Origin of the sequence: Salinispora tropica CNB-440, assembly GCF_000016425.1 — a bacterium.
Lineage (GTDB): Bacteria > Actinomycetota > Actinomycetes > Mycobacteriales > Micromonosporaceae > Micromonospora > Micromonospora tropica.
Window position 1 is genome coordinate 1,938,839 of the sequence record NC_009380.1, and the last position, 21,661, is coordinate 1,960,499.

Annotated in this window: 16 protein-coding genes; 5 read left to right on the forward strand and 11 right to left on the reverse strand. The window is 70.8% G+C overall.

Annotated features, from left to right (window positions below):
• Positions 1-154 precede the first annotated feature (154 nt).
• On the forward strand, positions 155-811 hold the full coding sequence (locus tag STROP_RS08550) for a response regulator transcription factor (RefSeq protein ID WP_011905590.1): 657 nt from the start codon (positions 155-157) through the stop codon (positions 809-811).
• A gap of 6 nt (positions 812-817) precedes the next feature.
• The gene (locus STROP_RS08555) at positions 818-2,242 is read left to right on the forward strand and encodes a sensor histidine kinase (RefSeq protein WP_043535284.1); all 1,425 of its coding nucleotides are present in this window, start codon (positions 818-820) and stop codon (positions 2,240-2,242) included.
• A gap of 7 nt (positions 2,243-2,249) precedes the next feature.
• On the opposite strand, the gene STROP_RS08560 is transcribed toward STROP_RS08555, so the two are convergent.
• The 3 genes from STROP_RS08560 to STROP_RS08570 form a co-directional block, all read right to left on the reverse strand.
• Positions 2,250-3,242, reverse strand: a complete 993-nt coding sequence (locus STROP_RS08560; protein WP_011905592.1) for a TAXI family TRAP transporter solute-binding subunit — start codon at positions 3,240-3,242, stop codon at positions 2,250-2,252.
• A 56-nt stretch (positions 3,243-3,298) separates the two neighbouring features.
• Positions 3,299-3,961: a hypothetical protein gene (locus STROP_RS08565; RefSeq protein WP_011905593.1), complete on the reverse strand. Its 663-nt coding sequence runs from the start codon at positions 3,959-3,961 to the stop codon at positions 3,299-3,301.
• Positions 3,962-4,084: 123 nt separating this feature from the next.
• A complete protein-coding gene (locus STROP_RS08570) occupies positions 4,085-5,698 on the reverse strand; it encodes an ArnT family glycosyltransferase (RefSeq protein WP_026275699.1) in 1,614 nt (537 codons plus the stop codon).
• A gap of 124 nt (positions 5,699-5,822) precedes the next feature.
• On the opposite strand from STROP_RS08570, the gene STROP_RS08575 reads away from it, so the two are divergent.
• A complete protein-coding gene (locus STROP_RS08575; protein ID WP_011905595.1) occupies positions 5,823-6,866 on the forward strand; it encodes an App1 family protein phosphatidate phosphatase in 1,044 nt (347 codons plus the stop codon).
• 70 nt (positions 6,867-6,936) lie between these two features.
• The gene (pgm, locus tag STROP_RS08580) at positions 6,937-8,586 is read left to right on the forward strand and encodes a phosphoglucomutase (alpha-D-glucose-1,6-bisphosphate-dependent) (protein ID WP_011905596.1); all 1,650 of its coding nucleotides are present in this window, start codon (positions 6,937-6,939) and stop codon (positions 8,584-8,586) included.
• 106 nt (positions 8,587-8,692) lie between these two features.
• Here the strand turns inward: pgm and STROP_RS08585 are convergent, their stop codons facing one another.
• The 3 genes from STROP_RS08585 to STROP_RS08595 all read right to left on the reverse strand — a co-directional run bounded on the left by STROP_RS08585 (position 8,693) and on the right by STROP_RS08595 (position 13,442).
• On the reverse strand, positions 8,693-9,622 hold the full coding sequence (locus STROP_RS08585) for an NAD(+)/NADH kinase (RefSeq protein ID WP_011905597.1): 930 nt from the start codon (positions 9,620-9,622) through the stop codon (positions 8,693-8,695).
• Between the two features lie 138 nt (positions 9,623-9,760).
• Complete coding sequence (locus tag STROP_RS08590; RefSeq protein WP_011905598.1) at positions 9,761-12,865, reverse strand: M14 family metallopeptidase; 3,105 nt, start codon at positions 12,863-12,865, stop codon at positions 9,761-9,763.
• Positions 12,866-13,016: 151 nt separating this feature from the next.
• Entirely contained in the window at positions 13,017-13,442 is a 426-nt protein-coding gene (locus tag STROP_RS08595) for a hypothetical protein (RefSeq protein ID WP_026275022.1), read from the reverse strand.
• Between the two features lie 151 nt (positions 13,443-13,593).
• Between STROP_RS08595 and STROP_RS08600 the strand changes: the two genes are divergently transcribed.
• Complete coding sequence (locus STROP_RS08600) at positions 13,594-14,151, forward strand: dihydrofolate reductase family protein (protein WP_026275021.1); 558 nt, start codon at positions 13,594-13,596, stop codon at positions 14,149-14,151.
• Between the two features lie 301 nt (positions 14,152-14,452).
• Here the strand turns inward: STROP_RS08600 and STROP_RS08605 are convergent, their stop codons facing one another.
• From STROP_RS08605 to STROP_RS08625, 5 genes are all read right to left on the reverse strand, one after another.
• Positions 14,453-16,864, reverse strand: a complete 2,412-nt coding sequence (locus tag STROP_RS08605) for a Tex family protein (protein ID WP_011905601.1) — start codon at positions 16,862-16,864, stop codon at positions 14,453-14,455.
• Between the two features lie 110 nt (positions 16,865-16,974).
• Positions 16,975-18,135, reverse strand: a complete 1,161-nt coding sequence (locus STROP_RS08610) for an MBL fold metallo-hydrolase (protein ID WP_011905602.1) — start codon at positions 18,133-18,135, stop codon at positions 16,975-16,977.
• A gap of 130 nt (positions 18,136-18,265) precedes the next feature.
• A complete protein-coding gene (locus STROP_RS08615) occupies positions 18,266-19,021 on the reverse strand; it encodes a succinate dehydrogenase/fumarate reductase iron-sulfur subunit (RefSeq protein WP_011905603.1) in 756 nt (251 codons plus the stop codon).
• Complete coding sequence (locus STROP_RS08620) at positions 19,018-20,949, reverse strand: fumarate reductase/succinate dehydrogenase flavoprotein subunit (protein ID WP_011905604.1); 1,932 nt, start codon at positions 20,947-20,949, stop codon at positions 19,018-19,020. The genes STROP_RS08615 and STROP_RS08620 overlap by 4 nt, the downstream gene beginning before the upstream one ends.
• A 2-nt stretch (positions 20,950-20,951) precedes the next feature.
• The gene (locus tag STROP_RS08625) at positions 20,952-21,635 is read right to left on the reverse strand and encodes a succinate dehydrogenase cytochrome b subunit (protein WP_011905605.1); all 684 of its coding nucleotides are present in this window, start codon (positions 21,633-21,635) and stop codon (positions 20,952-20,954) included.
• Positions 21,636-21,661 lie beyond the last annotated feature (26 nt).

Here is a 21,661-nt window from a genome sequence, read left to right on the forward strand (position 1 = left end):
TAGCCACCCCACCGAGCCACCCCGCTGGGCCGCCGCGTCGGTCAGCGCCGCGACCGGGTCGGCGACCGGCTACGAGGTGGGAATCCGCTCTCCCGCTAGCCGCCAATGTCTGCGACCATTCGTGGTCAACGCAGGCGAGAGTTGGGGGCACTGGGTGCGGATCCTGCTTGTCGAGGACGACCACCGGGTGGCCGCCGCGCTGACTGCGGCCCTGACCCGGCGTGGTTACGAGGTGGAGCACGCGGCGACGGTCGCCGCCGCGCTCTGCGCCGCCCCGTGCGACCTGGCCCTGCTGGATCTCACCCTGCCCGACGGGGACGGCACCGACCTGTGTCGGGAACTGCGGCGGCGCAGCAGCCAGCTCGGGATCATTGCGGTGACCGCGCGGGGGGAGGAGCGCGACCGGGTGCTGGGTCTGCGGATCGGTGCGGACGACTACGTGGTCAAGCCGTTCTCGATGGTGGAGTTGCAGGCCCGGATCGAGGCGGTGCTGCGCCGCGCCGCGCAGGCCGCCCCCGAGCGCAACCTGATCGAGGTCGGTCCGGTCCAGATCGATGTGGCGGCCCGTACGGTCCGCGTCCACGCCCAGGAGGTGGCGCTGACCCGCAAGGAGTTCGACGTGTTTCTCTCCCTGGCCCGCCAGCCCGGGATTGCCGTGCCCCGCGATCGGATCCTGCTCGACGCCTGGGGCACCACCTTCGCCGACCGGCACACCGTCGAGGTGCACGTCGGCTCGCTTCGCGGCAAGCTGGGCGACCCTCGCCTGGTGGAGACCGTACGCGGCGTCGGCTACCGGCTGCGGAACGAGTGAGACGAGGTGCGTCGCCGCCTGGTGATCAGCTATCTGCTGCTGATGGTGCTGGTCCTGGTTGCCCTGGAGACCCCGCTCGCAGCCACCCTGGCCAGCCGGGAGACCGAACGGGTCCGCGCCGACCGGCTCGCCGACGCCACCCGCTTCGCGTCGTTGGCCGATGTGGCGCTGCGGGGCGGCAGTCCCGGCCCGATCGGCAGCGAGTTGGACCGCTACGACGAGCTCTATGGCATCGGCGCCGCGGTCGTTGACCGGGACCGGGGAACGGTAGTCGCGTCGCCGAGCTGGCGACCCGCCCCGGGCACCCGGGGGGCGCTCGACGTGGCGCTCGCCGGGCAGCAGGCCAGCGGGCCCGACTCGGTGCTGCCGTGGGTGGACGGACCGATCGTCGTCGCGGTGCCGATCAACGACGGCGGCGAGGTGCTCGGCGCGGTGGTCACCACCACCCCCGCCGACGGCGTCCGGGAGGCCGTCACCATCTGGTGGCTGCTGCTCGCCGGTGCCGGCCTACTCGCGGTGCTGGCCTGTGTCTCGACCGCGTTCGCCCTGGCCGGGTGGGTGCTGCGCCCGGTCACCGAGCTGGACGTGGTCACCCATGAGATCGCCGAGGGCGACCGGAGCGCCCGCGTGCAGCATCGGCAGGGCCCTCCCGAACTGCGTCGCCTGGCGGCGAGCTTCAACCACATGACCGACGCCGTCTCCGACGTGCTGGACCGGCAGCGGGCGTTCGTGGCGCACGCCAGCCACCAGCTCCGCAACCCGTTGACCGCGCTGCGCCTGCGGGTTGAGGAGCTGGGGCCCAGCCTGGGCGACCCGCAGGGCCAGGCCGAGCACCAGCTCGCCCTGGCCGAGACCGACCGGCTGGCGCTTGTGCTGGATGCTCTGCTCACCCTGGCCCGGGCCGAGCGGACGGAGAACCTGCGCCTGACCGTTGACGCGGCGGCGGTCGCCGCGAGCCGGGTGGCGGCGTGGGAGCCGTTGGCGCGCCGCCGGTCGATCACGCTGCGTCTGGATACCGAGGCTGCACCGGCGTACGCGAGGACCGTGCCGACCGCTGTTGACCAGGCGCTTGACGCGCTGATCGACAACGCGGTGAAGTTCAGTGGCGCGGGGGGCGAGGTGACCGTGGAGGTTCGGGGCCGGGACGACGGGACGACGCTGCGGGTACGCGACACCGGCCCGGGCATGACGGCCAGCCAGCTCGACCAGGCGACCGAACGGTTCTGGCGGGCGCCGGAGGCACAGAACATTGACGGTGCCGGGCTGGGTCTGGCCATCGTCGCCGTCCTGGTGGACGCCTCCGCCGGGCGGCTCAGTATGTATCCGAACGGACCCCGCGGCCTGATCGCGGCCCTCTGGTTCCCCGCGTCGCTGCCCCTCCCCGCCGACGACGGAGCGCAGGAAGCGTCCAGCCCTTCTGCTCGGTGCTGACCGGTGGCTACGGTTTGACCGCGTTGTACCAGGCCACCGACCCGGGGTGCAGTGGCAGGGGCGTGGTGTTGATGGCCGAGCGTGGACTCATCTGACCGGCTGCCGGGTGCGCCGACGCCAGTTCCTCGCGCCGTTCCATGAGGAGCCGGGTCAGCTCCCGGACCAGTCCCTCCGGTAGGTCGGCGCGGACGATCAGGTAGTTCGGGTTCGCGACGGTGGTCACCGGGTCCACTCCGTACACCGAGCGGGGGATGTCCCGGGAGACGTAGAAGCCGGGATGGTGGGCGCGAAGCGGCGTGGTCCACGCACCGAGGTCGACCAGCTGGACGCGCCGTTGTGCGGCCAGCGTCGTTACCGCCCCCACTGGTAGGCCGCCGGAGAAGAAGAACGCGTCGATCTGACCCGCCCGCAGTGCCTCGACCGAGTCGTCCAGGCCGAGTCGCTCCCGGTGCACCTCGTCCTCGCCGAGCTGGGCCACGTCGAGCAGGCGGGATGTGGTGATCTCGGTCCCGGACCCGGGTGCCCCCACGGACACCCGCCGGCCCCGCAGGTCGGCGAGGGTGCGGACGCCGCTGGCCGGGGTGGTGACGAGGTGCAGGAGGTCGTCGTAGACGCGAGCCACGGCGGCTATCGTCGGCGGCGTGGTCGGGACGGCGGGGAGTGCGTCGGCCTGGGTGAAGCCGAGTTCCGCTTCGCCCGCGTCGACGAGTTGGATGTTTTCCGCCGAGGCGGCGGTCACCCGCACCTCAGCCGCAACGTTCGGTAGCTCCCGGTTGAGGATGGTGGCCAGTGACTGCCCGAAGGCGTAGTAGACGGCGGTGGGACTGCCGGTGGCGATGCGGATCTGCACGGCTGGCGGAGAGGCGTCCTGGCATCCGGTGAGACCCGGCAGCGCCATCGCCAGGAGCAGCACCGGTAGCGCCGCGCCGCGTCGGCGACCTGGGGTTCTGATCACGGGCTGCACTGTGCGCCGTGCAGGTGGCCGGGCGCAACCCCGCATGTTCGTCGACCCGGTCCCGGCGCTCGCCTCGCCTGCACCACGCGGAGGTCAGATGGTCATGACTTCGGGGACGGTGGTCCCAGCTCCGTGGCTCGCATGATCCGGTCGCGGGCCGGCCCGTGGGGCACGCTCACCAGACAGCAGCCGGTGCCGGGGCGCAGTATCGCCGGCGCGTCCAGCAGGGCGGCGCTCCGGACGAGGATCGCCGCCAGGTCCCGGTCGGTCACCCGGATCCCGAGGATGTGTCGGCGGATGTGTCGGCCGCCGGCCAGCAGCGCCGCCCGCCAGGCCCCGGCAGCCAGTCGGGTCCGCCAGACCTGCCGGGAGCCGGACGCGCCGCGCACCGGTCCACCGATGAGTTCCCCGCGTCCGCGTCGCCAGCCGGCGTGCAGTGTGGCGGCGTATCCGGGTTGTTGGGCCGGGGAGACGGTTAGCCGGTGTAGCTCGTAACGGCGGCGCAGACCACCGACGGCGCGGTCGTGCGTGACCGGAACGTCGAGCTGGTGGAGCAGGTGGCGGAGCCGCTGTGCCGCGTCCTCCCGGTTGAACTCCACCCTCTGGGGTGGGTGGACGGGGGCGCTACGTTCGCGTCGGGTTGTCATCGGCGAGGTCACGCAGCGCAGGAGACAGGCGGCCTCGAACGCGGCGGTCAGGGTCAGCCAGTCCAGCGGGTGCGGAGTCGACGCTGACCGGGGTCGGTCCAGCAGGATCGGGTTCACCTCGGGACTCCTTAGCGGCGTCGGATTTCCAACTACGGTGGCGGCTGGCACCGGCACAGGGAACCGATCGGGCCGAGCCTTGAGGAAATCTTGCGGGTGCGGCGGCGGGCTCGCTCGATCGACCTACCTCGACGGCCGGAGTGGTGTCTCTGGGTGATATACCCGATACTCATCGATGTCAGCGATGAGGGAGGCGTCAGCCCGCTCGCCCAACAGGTGGCGCAGCCGCTGTTCCTGGAGCGATCCGGTCTCCACCACGTATCCGGGCCGGCTCGCCGCCACCACCCGGTCCCAGTAGGCGGGGTAGCGGTTCTGTCCCGGGGCGAGCCCGTCGTCAAGGACTGCGCAGGCGACCTCCTCGGCCGTGTTGAAGATCAGGCGGTTGCAGGTCCAGTAGGTCCCGTAGACCTCGTGGGGGCCGGATGCGCGCAGCGTGTCCGCCAGTTCTCGGGCGGCGCGTTCGTTGGCCCGGGGAGCGGCGGTGCCGGTGGCGACAAAGAGCACCGTGACCAGCGCAGCGGTGACGGCGAGCGCGGCGAGGAGCGCCGTGGCGAGCGTGCCAGCCAGCCGACCAAACACGCCGGCCGTACCCCGCAGGGCCGCGACCGCCGCCTGCCAGAGGGGCCACAGCACGGCGGGTAGGGACAGGTGCAGCAGGGCCAGGTAGCGGGCGTTGGCGAGGGGGTCCGTGGCGGCGAGCGGGCTGCGCGCGTACGACAGGAGAGTCAACGCCGCGCCGACAAGCAGCGCGAGGTGTACGACTGGGGCGACCCGAGCGGCACGTCCGATGGTGCGGCGGTACGCGACGACCGCGACCACGGCCGCGATCACCAGCAGTACCGGGTAGAGCAGGCCGAACCACTCCGGCCAGCGGCCGCACCCGTCGATTGGGCAGAGTCCTGTGGCCAGCGGCACCCCCTCCAGCACGGCACCGGAGACCCGTTGGGTCAGCGGCGGGTACGGATAGCCCTCGGTGTTGACCGAGCGGAGCACCGACACCGGGTTCGTACCCGGCCCGGCGGTGACGTAGTACGCGATCATCGGTGCGACGCCGAGCGTGAACCCGGCGACCAGCAGCACGCCTGCCCAGCCGAGCAGGTCGCGGCGGGCCGCCCACAACAGCGCGAGGGTGGCGGCCCCGACGTAGGGCAGGATCAGCCAGTCGGACCAGACGGCGACCCCGGCGAGTAGGCCGAACAGGCCGACAGCCAGCCGGCGGTGCCGGAGCGTCCCCTGGGCCAGACCCACCACGAACAGCAGCATCAGCAGCACCGCCACCTTCCCCTCGGAACGCCCACCCACCACCGTCAGCTGGTCCCGGATCACCCGCTCCGAACCGAGCGCGAGCAGGCCGACGACGAAGGTGGCGAACCAGGGGGAGGAGATCCGGCGGGTCAGCCGATGGATCAGCCAGAGGAAGAGCGCGTAGAGGGCCAGCAGCGGCAGCCGCAGGACGGGCCAGCTCGGCCCGAAGAGCGCGAGCAGGGGCGCGGCGAGGTACGACTCCAACATCCCCATGTAGTGCTGTCCGTACAGGAACACGGGTCGCTCCTGCCCAGCGGCAATGTGCAGGGCGGCGAGTCCGAACGTCGCCTCGTCGCTGTTCGACGCCGGGGTTGTGGACAGCGTGAGGAGTAACCGGTACCCGACGCCGGCCACCCCGAGCACCAGCGCGACGAGTGCCGGAGGGTCCAGCCGCGGGCGCCACCGCCCACGGCGCGGTAGAGGTTGCGACACGACCAGGCCCCCGTCATCCTCCTCACCGGAGTCTGTCACAGGCACTCGGCTGGGCGGAGCGGTTCGGTGCCCCGCCCGTTCGCCTGGCGTGGTCGCGGTAGGTCGGTTGTGGCAGGGTGGCCGTGTGTCACCGACTTCCGCCGGCCAACTGGCCGTACCCCAACTGCACCGGGCCGCGCGGATCGAGGACGCCGTACACCGGCTGGTCGAGCGGCGGCTGCGGCACACCGGCTGGCGGGTCCACACCGTGGCCTACCCGGGCTACGGGGCCCCGGGTTGGGTCCGGGTGATGTGTCGGGTGCTGTTGGGGCGGCCGGACAACCGGCAGCGGGGCCGGCCGGAGAAGGTCCGGGGCTGGCGCAGCTTCGCCACCCTGCCGGCCAAGCACATCCGGGTGGACATCGAGTCGGGGGGAGAGCGGCACGAGACGCGCACCGACCGCAGCGGCTTCGTGGACACGATCGTGCCGGTCGACCTGCCCCCCGGGTGGGGGTCGGTGCAGATCCGAGTCCCGGAGGCCGAGCCGGTCCAGGCGCCGGTGCGGATTCTCGACCCCCGGGTGCGCTTTGGGGTGATCTCCGACGTTGACGACACGGTCATGGTGACCACGCTGCCCCGGCCCCTGCTGGCCGCCTGGAACACGTTCGTCCTGGACGAGCACGCCCGGGCCGCGGTGCCCGGGATGGCCGTGCTGTACGAGCGGCTGGTCACCGCCCACCCCGGTGCTCCGGTGTTCTACCTGTCCACCGGGGCCTGGAATGTGGCGCCGACTCTCACCCGGTTTCTGTCTCGGCACCTCTACCCGGCCGGGCCGCTGCTGCTCACCGACTGGGGCCCGACGGCGGACCGGTGGTTCCGCAGCGGCCGGGAACACAAGCGGGCCACCCTGACCCGACTCGCCGCGGAGTTCCCTGACGTGCGGTGGTTGCTGGTCGGCGACGATGGTCAGCACGACCAGGAGATCTACCGGGAGTTCGCGGTGTCCTACCCGGGCAATGTCGCCGGGATCGCGATTCGCCGGCTCTCCCCGACCCAGGCGATGCTCGCCGGCGCGTTGCCGCACTCGGCCAGCGACAGCGTGTCGGCTCCGCCGGTGGGGCAGGAGTGGCTCTCCGCGCCGGACGGGGCCGGGCTGTGGCAACTGTTGCGGGAGGCGGGTCTGGTCTGAGCCCCCGTGCCTCCACGGGACCTTGATAGCGTCGAGACACGGCTGACGTGGGCCGGGACCAGGAGGTCAAGTGGTGAGCACGCACCCCCGCGCGGGACAGCCCGCCCAGCCATCCGACCTGGTGGACGTGGCGATGCTGGTAACCGCGTACTACGCGGAGCACCCCGACCCGGCGGACCCGGGGCAGCAGGTCTCCTTCGGCACCTCCGGGCACCGGGGATCCCCGCTGCGAAACACGTTCAACTCCGACCACATCGTCGCGGTCACCCAGGCGCTCTGTGACTACCGGCGGGAGTGCGGTGTGAACGGCCCGCTCTTCCTCGGCCGGGACACCCACGCGCTCTCCGCCCCGGCGGCGGTGGACGCGCTGGAGGTGCTCGCCGCCAACGAGGTCCCGGTCCTGTTGGACAACCGGGACGGGTACGTTCCGACACCGGCCGTCTCCCACGCCATCCTGGACCACAACCAGGGGCGGAGCAGCGGTCTCGCCGACGGCATCGTGATCACTCCGTCGCACAACCCACCAGAGGACGGCGGGTTCAAGTACAACCCGACCCACGGTGGCCCGGCGGACACCGATGTCACGACGTGGATTCAGGAGCGTGCGAACGCGCTCCTCGCCGCCGGGCTCAAAGAAGTGCGCCGCATCCCGTACGCACGGGCGCGTACCGCCGAGACCACCGGCCGGTACGACTTTCTCGGCCGCTACGTGACCGACCTGCCGTCCGTGCTCGACCTCGACGCGGTCCGGGCAGTTGGCGTCCGGATCGGGGCTGACCCGCTCGGCGGGGCGAGTGTCGCCTACTGGGGCGAGATCGCTGACCAGCATCGGCTGGACCTCACCGTGGTGAACCCGACTGTCGATCCGACGTGGCGCTTCATGACCCTGGACGGGGACGGCCGGATCCGAATGGACTGCTCGTCCCCGAACGCGATGGCATCGTTGATCGCCGCTCGGGACCGGTTCGCGGTCTCCACCGGTAACGACGCCGACGCGGACCGGCACGGCATCGTTACCCCGGACGGCGGTCTGCTGAACCCGAACCACTACCTGACGGTGGCCATCGCCCACCTGTTCCGTACCCGGACGCGCTGGGGGCCGGACGCCGCCGTCGGCAAGACCCTGGTCTCCTCGTCCATGATCGACCGGGTGGCCGCCGACCTGGGGCGCCCGCTCCTGGAGGTGCCGGTCGGCTTCAAGTGGTTCGTGCCGGGCCTGCTCGAGGGCGCGGTCGGCTTCGGTGGCGAGGAGAGCGCCGGCGCCTCCTTCCTGCGGCGGGACGGCAGCACCTGGACCACCGACAAGGACGGCATCCTGCTCTGCCTGCTGGCGTCCGAGATCATCGCCATCACCGGCCGCACCCCGAGCGAGCACTGGACGGAGCTGGCTGAGCGGTTCGGGGCACCCGAGTACGCCCGGATCGACGCCCCTGCGAGCCGGGCGGAGAAGGCGGTGCTCGGTCGGCTCTCGCCGGAACAGGTGACGGCTACCGAGCTGGCCGGTGAACCGATCACGGCCACGCTCACCCGCGCCCCGGGTAACGGGGCCCCGATCGGTGGCCTGAAGGTCACCACCGAGAGCGGCTGGTTCGCCGCCCGCCCATCCGGCACCGAGGATGTCTACAAGATCTACGCCGAGTCGTTCCAGGGGCCCGAGCACCTGGCTCGAATCCAGGCGGAGGCGAAGGAGTTGGTCTCGTCGGTGCTGGCGGCGGCCTGACCAGCGCACCGTCTGAGTTGCGCACGTACAGCAACGCTCCGGCCCGGCTGATCAGCCCGGGCGGAAGCGGGCGGGGCGGAGCGCGGCCCGACGGGAGGTTGGCGAGTCAACGGTGCGGGGGGAGTCCCCGCCGGCTCAGTTCCTCGCGGAGGCCTTCGGGAAGGAGTTCGCGGAGCTGCTCGGGCAGCAGTGGCAGGTCCAGCAGGCTCAGCTTGAGCTGGTTGCGCTGCTGGTAGCGGCGTGGGTCGAGGCGGACCACCAGGCCGGCGTCGCGGCGGTAGGTCACGTCCACCGTGCCCTCGGTCGCCGCGTCCTGGATCACCTGCCCGTCCATCTCCACCGCCATCGGCGCGGAGCCAGGGGCAAGCTCCAGCCGGATCCGTTCGTCGGGGGAGAGGACCACCGAGCGGGAGATCCCCGCCATCGGTGCGGACGGCGTCACCACCACCACGTCGCTTGCCGGGGACACCAGCGGCCCGCCGGCGGCGTAGCCGTACGCCGTTGACCCGGTCGGCGTACTCACCACCAGCGCGTCGCACCGGTAGTAGCCGTACCGCTGCCCGTCCACCGCGAGGGTGGCGGTGACGAAGCCCGCGCCGGGCTGGCGTACCAGCGCGACGTCATTGAACGCGACCACGTCGTCACCGCAGACGTCGCAGGCCAGGCAGCTGTGTCGCTCCACGGTGAAGTCCCGGCTGGCCAGCCGGGCCAACGCGGTCGGCAGGTCCGGCGGCTCGACCTCGACCAGGAAGCCGAGCTGGCCCAGGTGCACCCCGAGCACCGGTTTCGGGTCGCGGACCGCCGAGCGCAACGCGCCGAGCATGGTGCCGTCACCGCCGATGCTGATCAGCGCGTCACTGGCCGCGGCCACCTGCTCGGCGGGAAGCGGTTCCACCGAGGTCGGTACCCGATGCCGGTCCGGCCCCCGCACCACCAGCATCATCCGGTGCCTCCTCGCCCAATCGACGATGAGGTCGACCACCTCGGATACGTCCCGGGTCGGGTGCAGCACCAGCCCGAGCCGGATCTGATCCATGTGCCCAGCTCACCACATTCGGGCTGGCTCGGCGGGACTTCGCCGGGCGCCGACGATGCGGATGTGCCCGGGCGCCCCACCCGTAGCACGCGGGCGCCGGCGGCCCCCCTCAGACCGCCGGCGCCGGACCGCGAGCCGCTACGAGCGATCTGCCGCGAACAGGTGGTCCATCGTCCGCCGGACCAGCTCGGCCCGGTCGGCCGGAGCCAACCCTTCCAGGCCGAAGCCCAGGTAGACGGTGTCCGCGGTGACCACAGCCGATCCCTCCTCGAACGCCTGCTGGCTGCGCGACCAGTCTTCTGCGGTCTCAGCCGAGCCGGGTGGGGGGCCGGCCAGCGCCCAGTCACCCAGGTCCGTCTCGAACGAGGTGTCGCTGACCGTGGCGTTGTCCACGATCACTCGGGCATCGTCGAGGAAGACGCCCAGACCCTGGGTGCTCCAGTCCGAGATGTACGAGATCGACACCTCCACCTCCTTACCGGCGTACCCGGATAGGTCGACCGCGAACTCCTGCCAGCCGTTGGAGGCACCGGTGACGGCGTTCCACCTGCCGGTGGTGCCCGTCGGCGAGCAGTCCTCGCTCTGGTACCGGGCGAGCCACGGGTGCAGCGCCTCGACCCAGCCCGACTCGCAGCTGTCCCCGGTGTCGGTGCTGGTCCGGCCGTTGGCGTCCGGCAGGGTCGTCCAGCTGTCGCTACCCACCTCGTGCGCCTCGACGATCAGGTAGTCCCAGTTCGCCTCGATGTCGTACGAGGCGAAGAAGCGCAGCTCAGCGGCGTTGGCGCCGCTGAGGTCAACGGTCTGGGTGAGCCGCTTGTACGACTCGTTGGTCTGGTCGCTCCACAGGTACCAGTCACCGGTACGCGGGTCGAACGGCGCGCCCCCCGGCCGCTCCCAGCCCAGCGGTGCCGAGCTGTCGAACTGCGGGAACTGATCCGGCGGGAGGAAGCCCGACGTGGTCAGGAACGACGCCGTGTGGTCCTGGTTCTCCGCCGAGCCCGGTGCGTTCAGTGCGCCGTCGAAGCCGGTGAACCGGTCGTCGGTGCCGACCACCGGGTACGGCCCGGTCTCGCCGGTGCCACCGTCACTGACGTAGGTGAAGGCTCCCAGCCAGTACTGCTGGAAGTCGTTGAGCGCCGGCAGGCACGTCTCGTCGCCCGGGTCGGTGCACTCCGCCGGACCGTTCGGCTGGTAGCCGTACGCGCCGTTGGCGGCTTGGGCGAAGAGCGCGTACTCGCCGCTGAGCAGGAGCTTGCCGCCCTCGTTCAGGTAGTCCCGGACGGCCAGCTCGGTCTCCACCGCCGCCCGGGCGATGGTGCCCGGTACCTGCCCCGGAGAACGCGGAATGATGTCGTCGCCGGTCTCCCAGAGCACCATCTGGTAGTGCGACAGCACACCCAGGTGGTGCGGGGCCCGGCGACCCATCGTGTCAAAGTCGTACACGTCGCTGGTGCGACCGGCCGTGGTCAGCGCGTCGGTCATCTCGTCGGCGTACTTGGCGCTGGTGGCGTCCTGTTCCGGGCTCGGCCCGGTGACATCCTCCATCGCCAGCACCAGGACATCGCCGCCGACGTCGTCGTGCACCTGGTAGGTGAAGCGCTCGCTGGTCACCTTCCCTGCTTTTGGTTTCTTGCCGCTGAACCACACCTCGACCTGGTCACCGGGTCTGGCACCCTGCACTGTGCCCCGCAGCTCGGCGTAGTAGTCGTCGTGGGTGTCGCCGTAGCGCTCACCGCCCCGCCACTCGCGGACGCTGACGGTCTTGGTCCGGCCGTCGTTGATCGTGTAGTGCATCCGGACGTTGCGCAACGCTCGTCGGGTGATCGAGGCGACCTGCTGGTTGCGGCCGTAGGACGTGTCGAAGCTGTCCACCACGAAGTCCGGGGTGCTGCGGCCCACGACCGACACCGGCTCGTCCGGGTCGTGGGCCGACTGCGCCACGGCGAGGGCGAACGGCAGGTTCTTCGCCACCTCCGCGGAGATCAATTTTTCGTCGTCGGGGAAGATGAAGCCGCTGACACAGTCCTCCGGTAGCCATTCGTCATCCGGGTCGGAGGCCGCCGCGGCCTGGCAGGTCGACATCTCCGGGGTGAAGCCGAGGGTGCCGTAGCGGACCGTGGCGTGCGTGTCGGTGTCGCCGTTGGTGGTGTACAGCTCGGCGGAGATGTCCGGGTCGTAGCCGGGTACGGCCGGGTTCTCGTCGTCACCGACCATCGCCTCGTAGATGATGTCGTCCGGGGTGGGGGTGGCGACCTGCCAGCCCACGCCGTAGAGCAGCAGTTGGGCGGCGGAGTGGTAGTTCACGAAGAACTCGAAGCCGACCCGTCGGAACAGCTGGTCCAGCGCCCGGGTCTCGGGCTCCGAGTGCGGGCTGGGCCCCCGGTAGGTGTTGCTGATCGGGTCGGGGGAGGACCCCTCGTTGTCGTATCCCCACTTGTAGCCGAAGTTGCGGTTCAGGTCGACGCCGTCGGCGGTGGTGATCTGCCCGTCGCCGTCGTTGTCCCGAAGATTCTTGCGCCAGAGCCGGTTACCGGGCGTGAAGGTGTGGTCGTAGCCGTCCGGGTTGGCGACGGGTAGGAACCACAACTCGGTGGTGTCCACCAGCCGGGTTATGTCCCGGTCCGTGCCGTAGTTGTCGAGCACGTGGTGCATCAGCCGCCGAGTCATCTCCGGTGTGATCCACTCGCGGGCGTGCTGCGTGCTGGCGTAGAGCACCGCCGGCCGTTTGCCGTCGCGGGTCTTCTCCGCGTTCTTGGTCACCTTGACGGCGAGGATCGGCTTGCCCTGGTGGCTGCGGCCGATCGTCATCACCTTCGTCAGCTCCGGGTAGCGGGCGGCGGTGGCGGTGATCTCGTCTCGAATTCCGCCCGGCTCGCTGTAGGACCGGAACGCGGACCAGCCGGTGGCGGCCTGCTCCCGCAGCGCCTCGCTGGCCGGCTTGCCCCGTACCTTCTTGACCTCCAGCTGCACGCCCTGGCTGGCCAACCGGGCCGCCTGCCGTTTGCTGAGAACCGTCTCGACGCGGATGTCGCCGGACCGGTCGGTCTCGGTGTGCTCGTGGCCGAGGTCGACCCCGGCGTGCCGCAGCTTCTCCAGCTGCTCCGGGTCAACCGTGCCGACGTACACCTCCAGACTGTCCCGGCTGCCCGGTTCGGACGCCGGTTGTGCGGTTGCCGGTGCGGTCAGTGCCAACGCGCCGACCAAGGTAAACACGCCGGCAATCGCCAGCCGTGTGCGCCTCATCGCGCCTCCTGGGGTGGAAGGGCCTGTGCCGCGAGCTTTCGCCATCCGTCAACGACTGTCAATAAAACGTCTGGCTATCTCTCCACGATGGAGGGGAAACACTGATGTCTGGTACCGCCGTTACGGCGCGTCGCTCCGGGTTCGACCAGGGTCAGGCGGTGTCCGCCAGCCTCCGGCGTAGCAGCGTCCGCAGCGGCACCGACTCGCCGTCGCGTCCACCCGCGCCGACGACCAGTGGCGCCGGGCTGGGCTGCGGATCCGCGCCAAAGAGCCGGGCGCGAAGGCCGCCGGGCACGACCAGGAGGTGGAATCGGCCGTCCACGTCCACCGCCCGGCTCCGGGCCCGGTCCACGTACCAGCCCCGCAGCCGGGTCCGGTAGCGCCCCCGGCCCCCGTGCCCGGTCGCCGTGAGTCGCTCGGTTGGCAGGCCGCGACGGCGGGCCTCGGCCACGAACTCCGCGACCAACCCGGCGGCCTCCGCCTGCTCAGCCAGCCGCCGGTGCTCATCGGCCGCGGCATGCGCCGCCACCGCCCGTCGTCGCTGTTCCCGCCAGTCTCGGCTCTCCTCCGTGCCCACGGCTGTGACGCTACGCCGCACCCGGTTGGTTGGTGGGAGACGGGAGCGCGGGCACCTCGAGCTCGCTGCACGCGACGCCTGCTCGGGGCCGCGACGCGCCGGAACTCCTGAGGTCCGGCCGGCTTTGATGCAGGCCCTAGACTCGCTGGCCATGGGATCACTCACCTTCAGCTACAACCTCACCCTGGACGGTTGCGTAGACCATCAGGAGGGGATTGCTGACGACGAGACCCACGCCTTCTTCACCCACCTCATGGACGCAGCCGGGGCAATGCTGTGGGGGCGCGTCACCTACGAGATGTTGGAGAGCTACTGGCCGGCCGTTGCTCGCGGCGACAAGGAGGCGCCGTCGGCCATGCGCGAGTGGGCGGTCAAGCTGGAGGCCAAACCCAAGTATGTGGTGTCGTCAACGCGTACGGACTTCCCGTGGACCAACAGTCACCCCATCGCCGGGGATCTGCGTGCGGGCGTGCAGAAGCTCAAGGACGCGACTGCTGCCGGGGTTCTCCTCGGAAGCGGCAAGCTCGCGACCGAGCTCGACCGGCTGGACCTGATCGACGAATACAGGCTGCTCGTCCATCCCAGGATCGCCGGCCACAGCCCGACGCTGTACCAGGGCGGGCTGCCCGGCACGCGCCAGCTCGAGCTGCTCTCGGCGGAGCCGTTGCGCAACGGCGTGGTGGCCATGCACTACCGCCGTGCGCGCTGAGTCGCAGGAGGCCGTCGCCGCCAGCTCACCGGTAGCGTGGCGTCTTCGTCGCGCTCGCCGCGCAGCGCCGAGCGGCTGCTCGACGGCAAGGACGTCTTCGGGGTTGCCCCCAACGCAACATTGATGCGCCGGTGACGCGCCCACCCGGGCATACCCGAACGAGCGCGCAACCCCACCGAATGCGCACACCACCGCGTTGAACCGACAGGTCGAAGAAACCCCCGCCGACGCCCGCCGACGCCCGACGTCGCCCGCCGACGCCCGCCGACGCCCGCCGACGCCCGACGTCGCCCAGGTGCGCTCAGGCGAGACCGGCGCGGCGTAGGGCATCTGCCATCGCATCGTTGGCCGGGGCCCCGCCCCCACGTCCCGACCGCGGCTGTCCGCCGTGCCCGCTCTGCCCGCCGCGGCCTTGGGAGCGGCCGCTTTGTCCGCCGCGCCCGCCCTGTCCGCCGCGGCCTTGGGAACGGCCGCCGGTTTCCCGGTCGCCGCCGCGGTCCCCCTGCTGCCCCCGCCCGCCGCCGCGGCTGGCCTCGGTATCGTCCAGGCGCAGGGTCAGCGAGATGCGTTTGCGCGGCACGTCCACGTCGAGGACCCTGACCTTCACCACGTCACCGGACTTCACCACCTCGTGCGGGTCCCGGACGAAGGTGCGGGACATCGCCGAGACGTGCACCAGGCCGTCCTGGTGCACACCGATGTCCACGAACGCGCCGAAGGCGGCCACGTTGGTGACCACCCCCTCCAGGATGAGGCCGGGCACCAGATCGGCGATTGTCTCGACGCCCTCGGCGAAGGTGGCGGTGCGGAACTCCGGCCGCGGGTCCCGGCCGGGCTTTTCCAACTCGGTGAGGATGTCGGTGACCGTCGGAAGCCCGAAGGTGTCATCGACGAAGTCGGTGGCCCGCAGCCCGCGCAGGACCGCACTCCGGCCGATCACCGCTGGTAGTTCCTGCTTGACCGCGGCGAGGATCCGCCGCACCACCGGGTACGCCTCCGGATGCACGCTGGACGAGTCCAGCGGGTCCTCACCACCGGGGATGCGCAGGAAGCCGGCGCACTGCTCGAACGCCTTCGGGCCGAGTCGGGGGACCTGCCGCAGGTCGCGTCGGCTCCGGAACGGCCCGTTCGCGTCTCGGTGCAGCACGATGTTCTCCGCCAGCCCGGCGCCGATGCCGGAGACTCGGGTCAGCAGCGGTGCGGAGGCGGTGTTGACATCGACCCCGACCGCGTTGACGCAGTCCTCGACGACCGCGTCGAGCGACCGGGACAAGGTCACCTCGGACAGGTCGTGTTGGTACTGTCCAACTCCGATGGAGCGTGGGTCGATCTTGACCAGCTCGGCGAGGGGATCCTGGAGACGGCGCGCGATGGAGACTGCTCCCCGCAGCGACACGTCCAGGCCCGGCAGTTCCTGCGCGGCGTAGGCGGACGCCGAGTAGACGGAGGCGCCGGACTCGGAGACGACGAGCTTGGTGAGGTTCAGGTGGGGGTGGCGCCGGATCAGCTCTCCGGCCAGTCGGTCGGTCTCCCGGCTCGCGGTGCCGTTACCGATCGCCACCAACTCCACCTGGTGCGCGGCGGCCAGCCGGGCGAGGGTCTCGATCGAGGCGTCCCACTGCCGGCGTGGTTCGTGCGGGTAGATGGTGTCGGTGGCGACCACCTTGCCGGTGGCGTCAACGACGGCGACCTTCACCCCGGTACGCAGGCCCGGATCCAGCCCCATCGTCGCCCGGGTGCCGGCCGGGGCGGCCAGCAGCAGGTCCCGCAGGTTCGTGGCGAAGACTCGTACCGCCTCCGTCTCGGCGGCCTGCCACAGTCGCAGGCGCAGGTCCGCGCCGAGGTGGATGAGGATCCGGGTACGCCAGGCCCAGCGAACCGTGTCGGAGAGCCAGCGGTCAGCTGGCCGTCCCTGGTCGCTGACTCCGAACCGGGCGGCGATGGCCGCCTCATACCGGGTCGGCCCGGTGGCCACCGTCTCGGCGGCCTCCTCCGGCTCCATCGTCAGGTCGAGTACGCCCTCCTTCTCCCCGCGGAATACGGCGAGAACCCGGTGCGAGGGCAGTTTCGGGTACGGCTCGGCGAAGTCGAAGTAGTCGGCGAACTTGGCGCCCGTCGTCGCCTGGCCATCGCGTACCCGGGACACCAGCCGGCCCCGGGACCACATCTGCTCGCGCAGCGTGCCGATCAGGTCGGCATCCTCGGCGAACCGCTCGACCAGGATGGCTCGGGCGCCGTCGAGCGCGGCGGCGGCGTCGGCGATGCCCCGGTCCGGGTCGACGAACCCGGCGGCCGTCGCCCGCGGGTCCTGGGCTGGCTCGTCGAGCAGGGTGTCGGCGAGGGGCTCCAGGCCGGCCTCGCGGGCGATCTGCGCGCGGGTCCGCCGCTTGGGCTTGTACGGCAGGTAGATGTCCTCCAGCCGAGACTTCGAGTCGGCGGCCATGATCTGTGCGGTCAGGGCCTCGTCGAGCTTGCCCTGGCTGCCGATGGACTCCAGGATGGCGGCCCGCCGCTGGTCCAACTCGCGCAGGTAGCGCAGTCTCTCCTCGAGAGTACGCAGCTGGGTGTCATCGAGCAGGCCGGTGGCCTCCTTGCGGTAGCGGGCGATGAACGGCACGGTCGCGCCGCCGTCGAGTAGTTCCACGGCTGCGTGTACCTGGCGCTCGGCGACGCCGAGCTCCTCGGCGATCCGCTGAGAAACAGAGAGGGTCACGATCTCGATCCGCCTTCGGGAGTGGGTTCCCGTGCATTCTGCCGGGCCACCGAAGCGATGGTGGAATCACCCACGTGTCCCGGGTACGGCGGTTCGGGCTGCCCGGCTGTTCAGGCGACCGCCTGCCACCAGCCGTCCACCGGCGGTGGGTCGTCAACCACCACCCGCTGGCCCGGCCGGGGCACCGTCAGTCGAACGTCCCGCGCCTTCGTCTCGGCCCAGAGCCGGTCCACCGGCTCCGACCAGTCGTGCACGGCGAGGTTGAAGGTCGCCCAGTGCACCGGGAGAAGCAGCCCGCCGCGCAGGTCGAGGTGGGCGGCGACGGCCTCCTCCGGGAACATGTGAATATCCCGCCAGGCCCAGTCATAGGCGCCGATTTGCATCAAGGTCACATCAAAGGGCCCGTAGCCGGCACCGATGGCAGCATACCCGTCGAAGTAGCCGGAGTCGCCGGTGTAGAAGACGCTTCGGTGCGCCCCGGCGATCACCCAGGAGCTCCAGAGGGTGGCGTCCCGGCGCAGGCCCCGCCCGGAGAAGTGCTGGGCTGGGGTGGCGGTGAGCCGCAACCCCGCCACCTCGTGACTCTCCGACCAGTCCAGCTCCACGATCCGGCGCTCCGGGACCCCCCACCGCTCCAGGTGGGCCCCCACCCCGAGCGGCACCACGAACGGTGCGTCCTGCCGTGCGGTCAGCTCCCGTACGGTTTCGAGGTCGAGGTGGTCGTAGTGGTCGTGGGAGATCAGGATCGCGTCCACCGTCGGCAACTCGGCGAGGCCGATCGGTGGCTCGTGGAGCCGCTTGGGCCCGATCAGGTTAGACGGGGAGCATCGCTGACTCCACACCGGATCGATCAGCACCCGGTGCGTCTCGATCTCGACCAGAGTGGAGGCGTGGCCGTACCAGACCACGTTCAGCTCGCGGGAGCGCGTCGACGACTCCGGGGCGTGTGCCGGGCGCACCAGCGGCACCGGCAGACTCGGGTGGCGTTTCTGTTTACCGAAGAAGAACTCGCGGAGCAGGTTACGGTCCGTGGAGCCGGTCGTGGGGCTGGCGGCGGGTCGGCTGCTGGCCGGGTTTCGGAAGGCGCCGGCCCGGTACTGCGGCGAGCTGAGGGCGCGCTCGGCTCGAGCGCCGGCCAGCCGGCCGCCGAGGGCCAGCGGGACATCCCGGACCGCCCACCCGAGGCCGGCGAGCGCGGCCATCCCGACGGCCCCGCCGAGCCGCCGCCCGCCCGTCCTGCGCTGACGGCCCCGCTCTGTTGGTGCCCCCATCGCCGTCCTTCCGACTGGATCCCACGTACCCGCCAACTCGGCGAAATCACCGCCGTCGGCTCCGCACCCCCTTCTCGCTTCCGAGAAGGGGGCTACCCGCAACGGAGGTGTTGAACCGACGGCGTGGCAGTCAGGAGCGCGCGGTGTGCTTGGCGGTGGCCGCGAGGTAGTCGCGGTTGAGTCGGCCGATGGTGTGCAGTGGGATGCCCTTGGGGCAGACCACGGTGCACTCCCCGGCGTTGGTGCAGCCGCCGAAGCCAGCGTCGTCGTGCGAGTCCACCATGCCGATCACCCGGGTGTACCGCTCCGGCTGGCCCTGCGGCAGCAGCGAGAGCTGGGTGACCTTGGCGGCGGTGAAGAGCATGCCAGAGCCGTTCGGGCAGGCCGCGACGCAGGCGCCGCAGCCGATGCAGGCGGCCGACTCGAAGGCGGCGTCCGCGTCGGCCTTCGCCACCGGCGCCGCGTGCGCCTCGGGCGCGCTGCCGGTCGGCGCAGTGACGAAACCACCGCCCGCGATGATCTGGTCGAAGGCGTTGCGGTTGACCACCAGGTCCTTGACGACCGGGAACGCCCGTGCCCGCCACGGCTCGATGTCGATCGTGTCGCCGTCGGCGAACTGCCGCATGTGTAGCTGACAGGCGGTGGTGCCGCGCTGCGGCCCGTGCGCGTTACCGTTGATCATCATGCCGCACATGCCGCAGATGCCTTCACGGCAGTCGTGGTCGAACGCCACCGGCTCCTCGCCGGCGAGGGTCAGGCGTTCGTTGAGCACGTCGAGCATCTCCAGGAACGACATGTCCGGAGAGATGTCCTCGACCTGGTAGGTCACCATCTGACCCTTGTCCTCGGGGCCCGTTTGGCGCCAGATGCGTAGGGTCAGGTTCACTTGTAACTCCGCTGCGTGGGGTGGACGTACTCGAACGTGAGGTCTTCCTTGTGTAGCACCGGTTGCTCGGTGCCGTACTCCCAGGCCGCCACATACGCGAACCGCTCGTCGTCGCGCTGGGCCTCGCCGTCTGGGCTCTGGTGCTCGGCGCGGAAGTGGCCGCCGCAGGACTCCTCGCGGTGCAGGGCGTCGATGCACATCAGCTCGGCCAGCTCGAAGAAGTCGGCCACCCGGCCGGCCTTCTCCAACGACTGGTTGAGCCCGTCGGCGTCGCCGACGATCCGGACCCGCTGCCAGAACTCCTTCCGCAGCGCGCGGATCTCGTCGACCGCCTTGCGGAGGCCGGCAGCGGAGCGCTCCATGCCGCAGTGCTCCCACATGATCTGGCCCAGCTCCCGGTGGAACGAGTCCACGGTCCGGTCGCCGTCTACGGAGAGGAGTCGATGGATCCTGTCCTCGACGGTTCGCCGGGCCTCGACCGCCGCCGGGTGGCTCGGCTCGAGCTTCTCGAACGGGCCGGCCGCAAGGTAGTTGGCGATGGTGTTCGGCAGCACGAAGTAGCCGTCGGCGAGCCCCTGCATGAGCGCGGAGGCGCCCAGTCGGTTCGCGCCGTGGTCGGAGAAGTTCGCCTCGCCGATCACGAAGAGGCCGGGGATCGTCGCCTGGAGGTCGTAGTCGACCCAGAGCCCGCCCATCGTGTAGTGCACGGCCGGGTAGATCCGCATCGGGACCTCGTACGGGTCCTCGCCGGTGATCCGCTCGTACATCTCGAAGAGGTTGCCGTACTTGGCCTCGATGGACTTGCGGCCCAGCCGCTGGATCGCGTCGGCGAAGTCCAGGTAGACGCCGAGCCGGGTCGGGCCGACACCGCGACCCTCGTCGCAGACGTTCTTCGCGGCGCGGGAGGCGATGTCCCGGGGCACCAGGTTGCCGAACGAGGGGTAGATTCGCTCCAGGTAGTAGTCCCGCTCGTCCTCGGGGATCTCACGCGGATCGCGGTCATCACCCTCGGCCTTGGGCACCCACACCCGGCCATCGTTGCGGAGCGACTCGCTCATCAGCGTCAGCTTCGACTGATGGTCGCCGGAGACCGGAATGCAGGTCGGGTGGATCTGCGTGTAGCAGGGGTTGGCGAAGTACGCGCCCTGGCGGTGCGCCCGCCAGGTGGCGGTGACGTTGCAACCCTTGGCGTTCGTGGAGAGGTAGAAGACGTTGCCGTAGCCGCCGGAGGCGAGTACGACCGCGTCGGCGAACTCAGTGGTGATCTCGCCGGTGACCAGGTCCCGTACGACGATCCCCCGGGCCCGGCCGTCAACGACGATCAGCTCCAGCATCTCGTGCCGGGTGTTCATCTCCACGTTGCCGAGGCCGACCTGACGTTCCAGCGCCTGGTACGCCCCGAGCAGCAGCTGCTGGCCCGTCTGGCCCCGGGCGTAGAAGGTGCGCTGTACCTGCGCGCCGCCGAAGGAGCGGGTGTCGAGCAGGCCGCCGTACTCGCGGGCGAACGGGACGCCCTGGGCGACGCACTGGTCAATGATGTTGACCGACACCTCGGCGAGTCGGTGCACGTTCGACTCGCGGGAGCGGAAGTCGCCGCCCTTGACGGTGTCGTAGAAGAGGCGGTGCACCGAATCGCCGTCGTTGCGGTAGTTCTTCGCGGCGTTGATGCCGCCCTGGGCGGCGATCGAGTGGGCCCGGCGCGGGCTGTCCTGGTAGCAGTAGGACCGGACTCGGTAGCCCTGCTCGGCGAGGGTGGCGGCCGCCGAACCGCCGGCCAGGCCGGTGCCGACAACGATTACCGTCAGCTTGCGACGGTTGGCCGGGTTGACCAGTTTGGCGGTGAACCGGCGACTGTCCCAGCGGCCCTCGATCGGCCCGTCCGGGGCCCGGGTGTCGGTGACCGGGTTACCTTCGGTGTAGAGATCCATGGTCAACGCACCAATCCGAGGAGTACGGCGAACGGGACCACCAGGTAGCCGACGCTGAGCGCGACGGCGAAGGCCAGCGCGAGGCCCTGGGCACGTCGTTCGCCCTTCGGCGTCTGCTGACCCAGGCTGCGGAACGCGCTGTAGGCGCCGTGCCGTAGGTGGAAGCCGAGAGCGACGACCGCGAGTGTGTAGAACAGCGTCACGTACCAGCGTTCCGGGGCGAAGTCGGCGACCACGTTGGCCTGCGGACGGGTGGGGTCGCCGACCGGGTTCAGGTGCCCGGTGGTCAGGTCCAGGATGTGGTAGATCACGAAGAGGGCGATGATCACGCCACCCCAGCGCATGGTGCGGGCGGCGTAACTGCCCTGGACCTTCTTGCGGTGGGCGTATCGGACCGGGCGGGCGGATCGGGCGCGCAGCGCCAGCATCGTCGCGGCCCAGATGTGGGCGGCCAGAGCGACCAGGAGTGCGCCCCGCTGCAACCACAGGTACCAGCCGTAGGGGAGTAGCGGCGTGCCGAGATCACGTAGCCAGTGTGCGTAGTGGTTGAAATCCTCGGCACCGGTGAAGATCTTCAGGTTGCCGAGCATGTGTGCGACGAGGAACAGCACCAAGACAAGGCCCGTCACCGCCATGACGGCTTTGAGGCCGACAGTGGAGCGGATGGGCGACCGAGTTCGTGACATGACTACCACCCGATTGACGCTAGGAG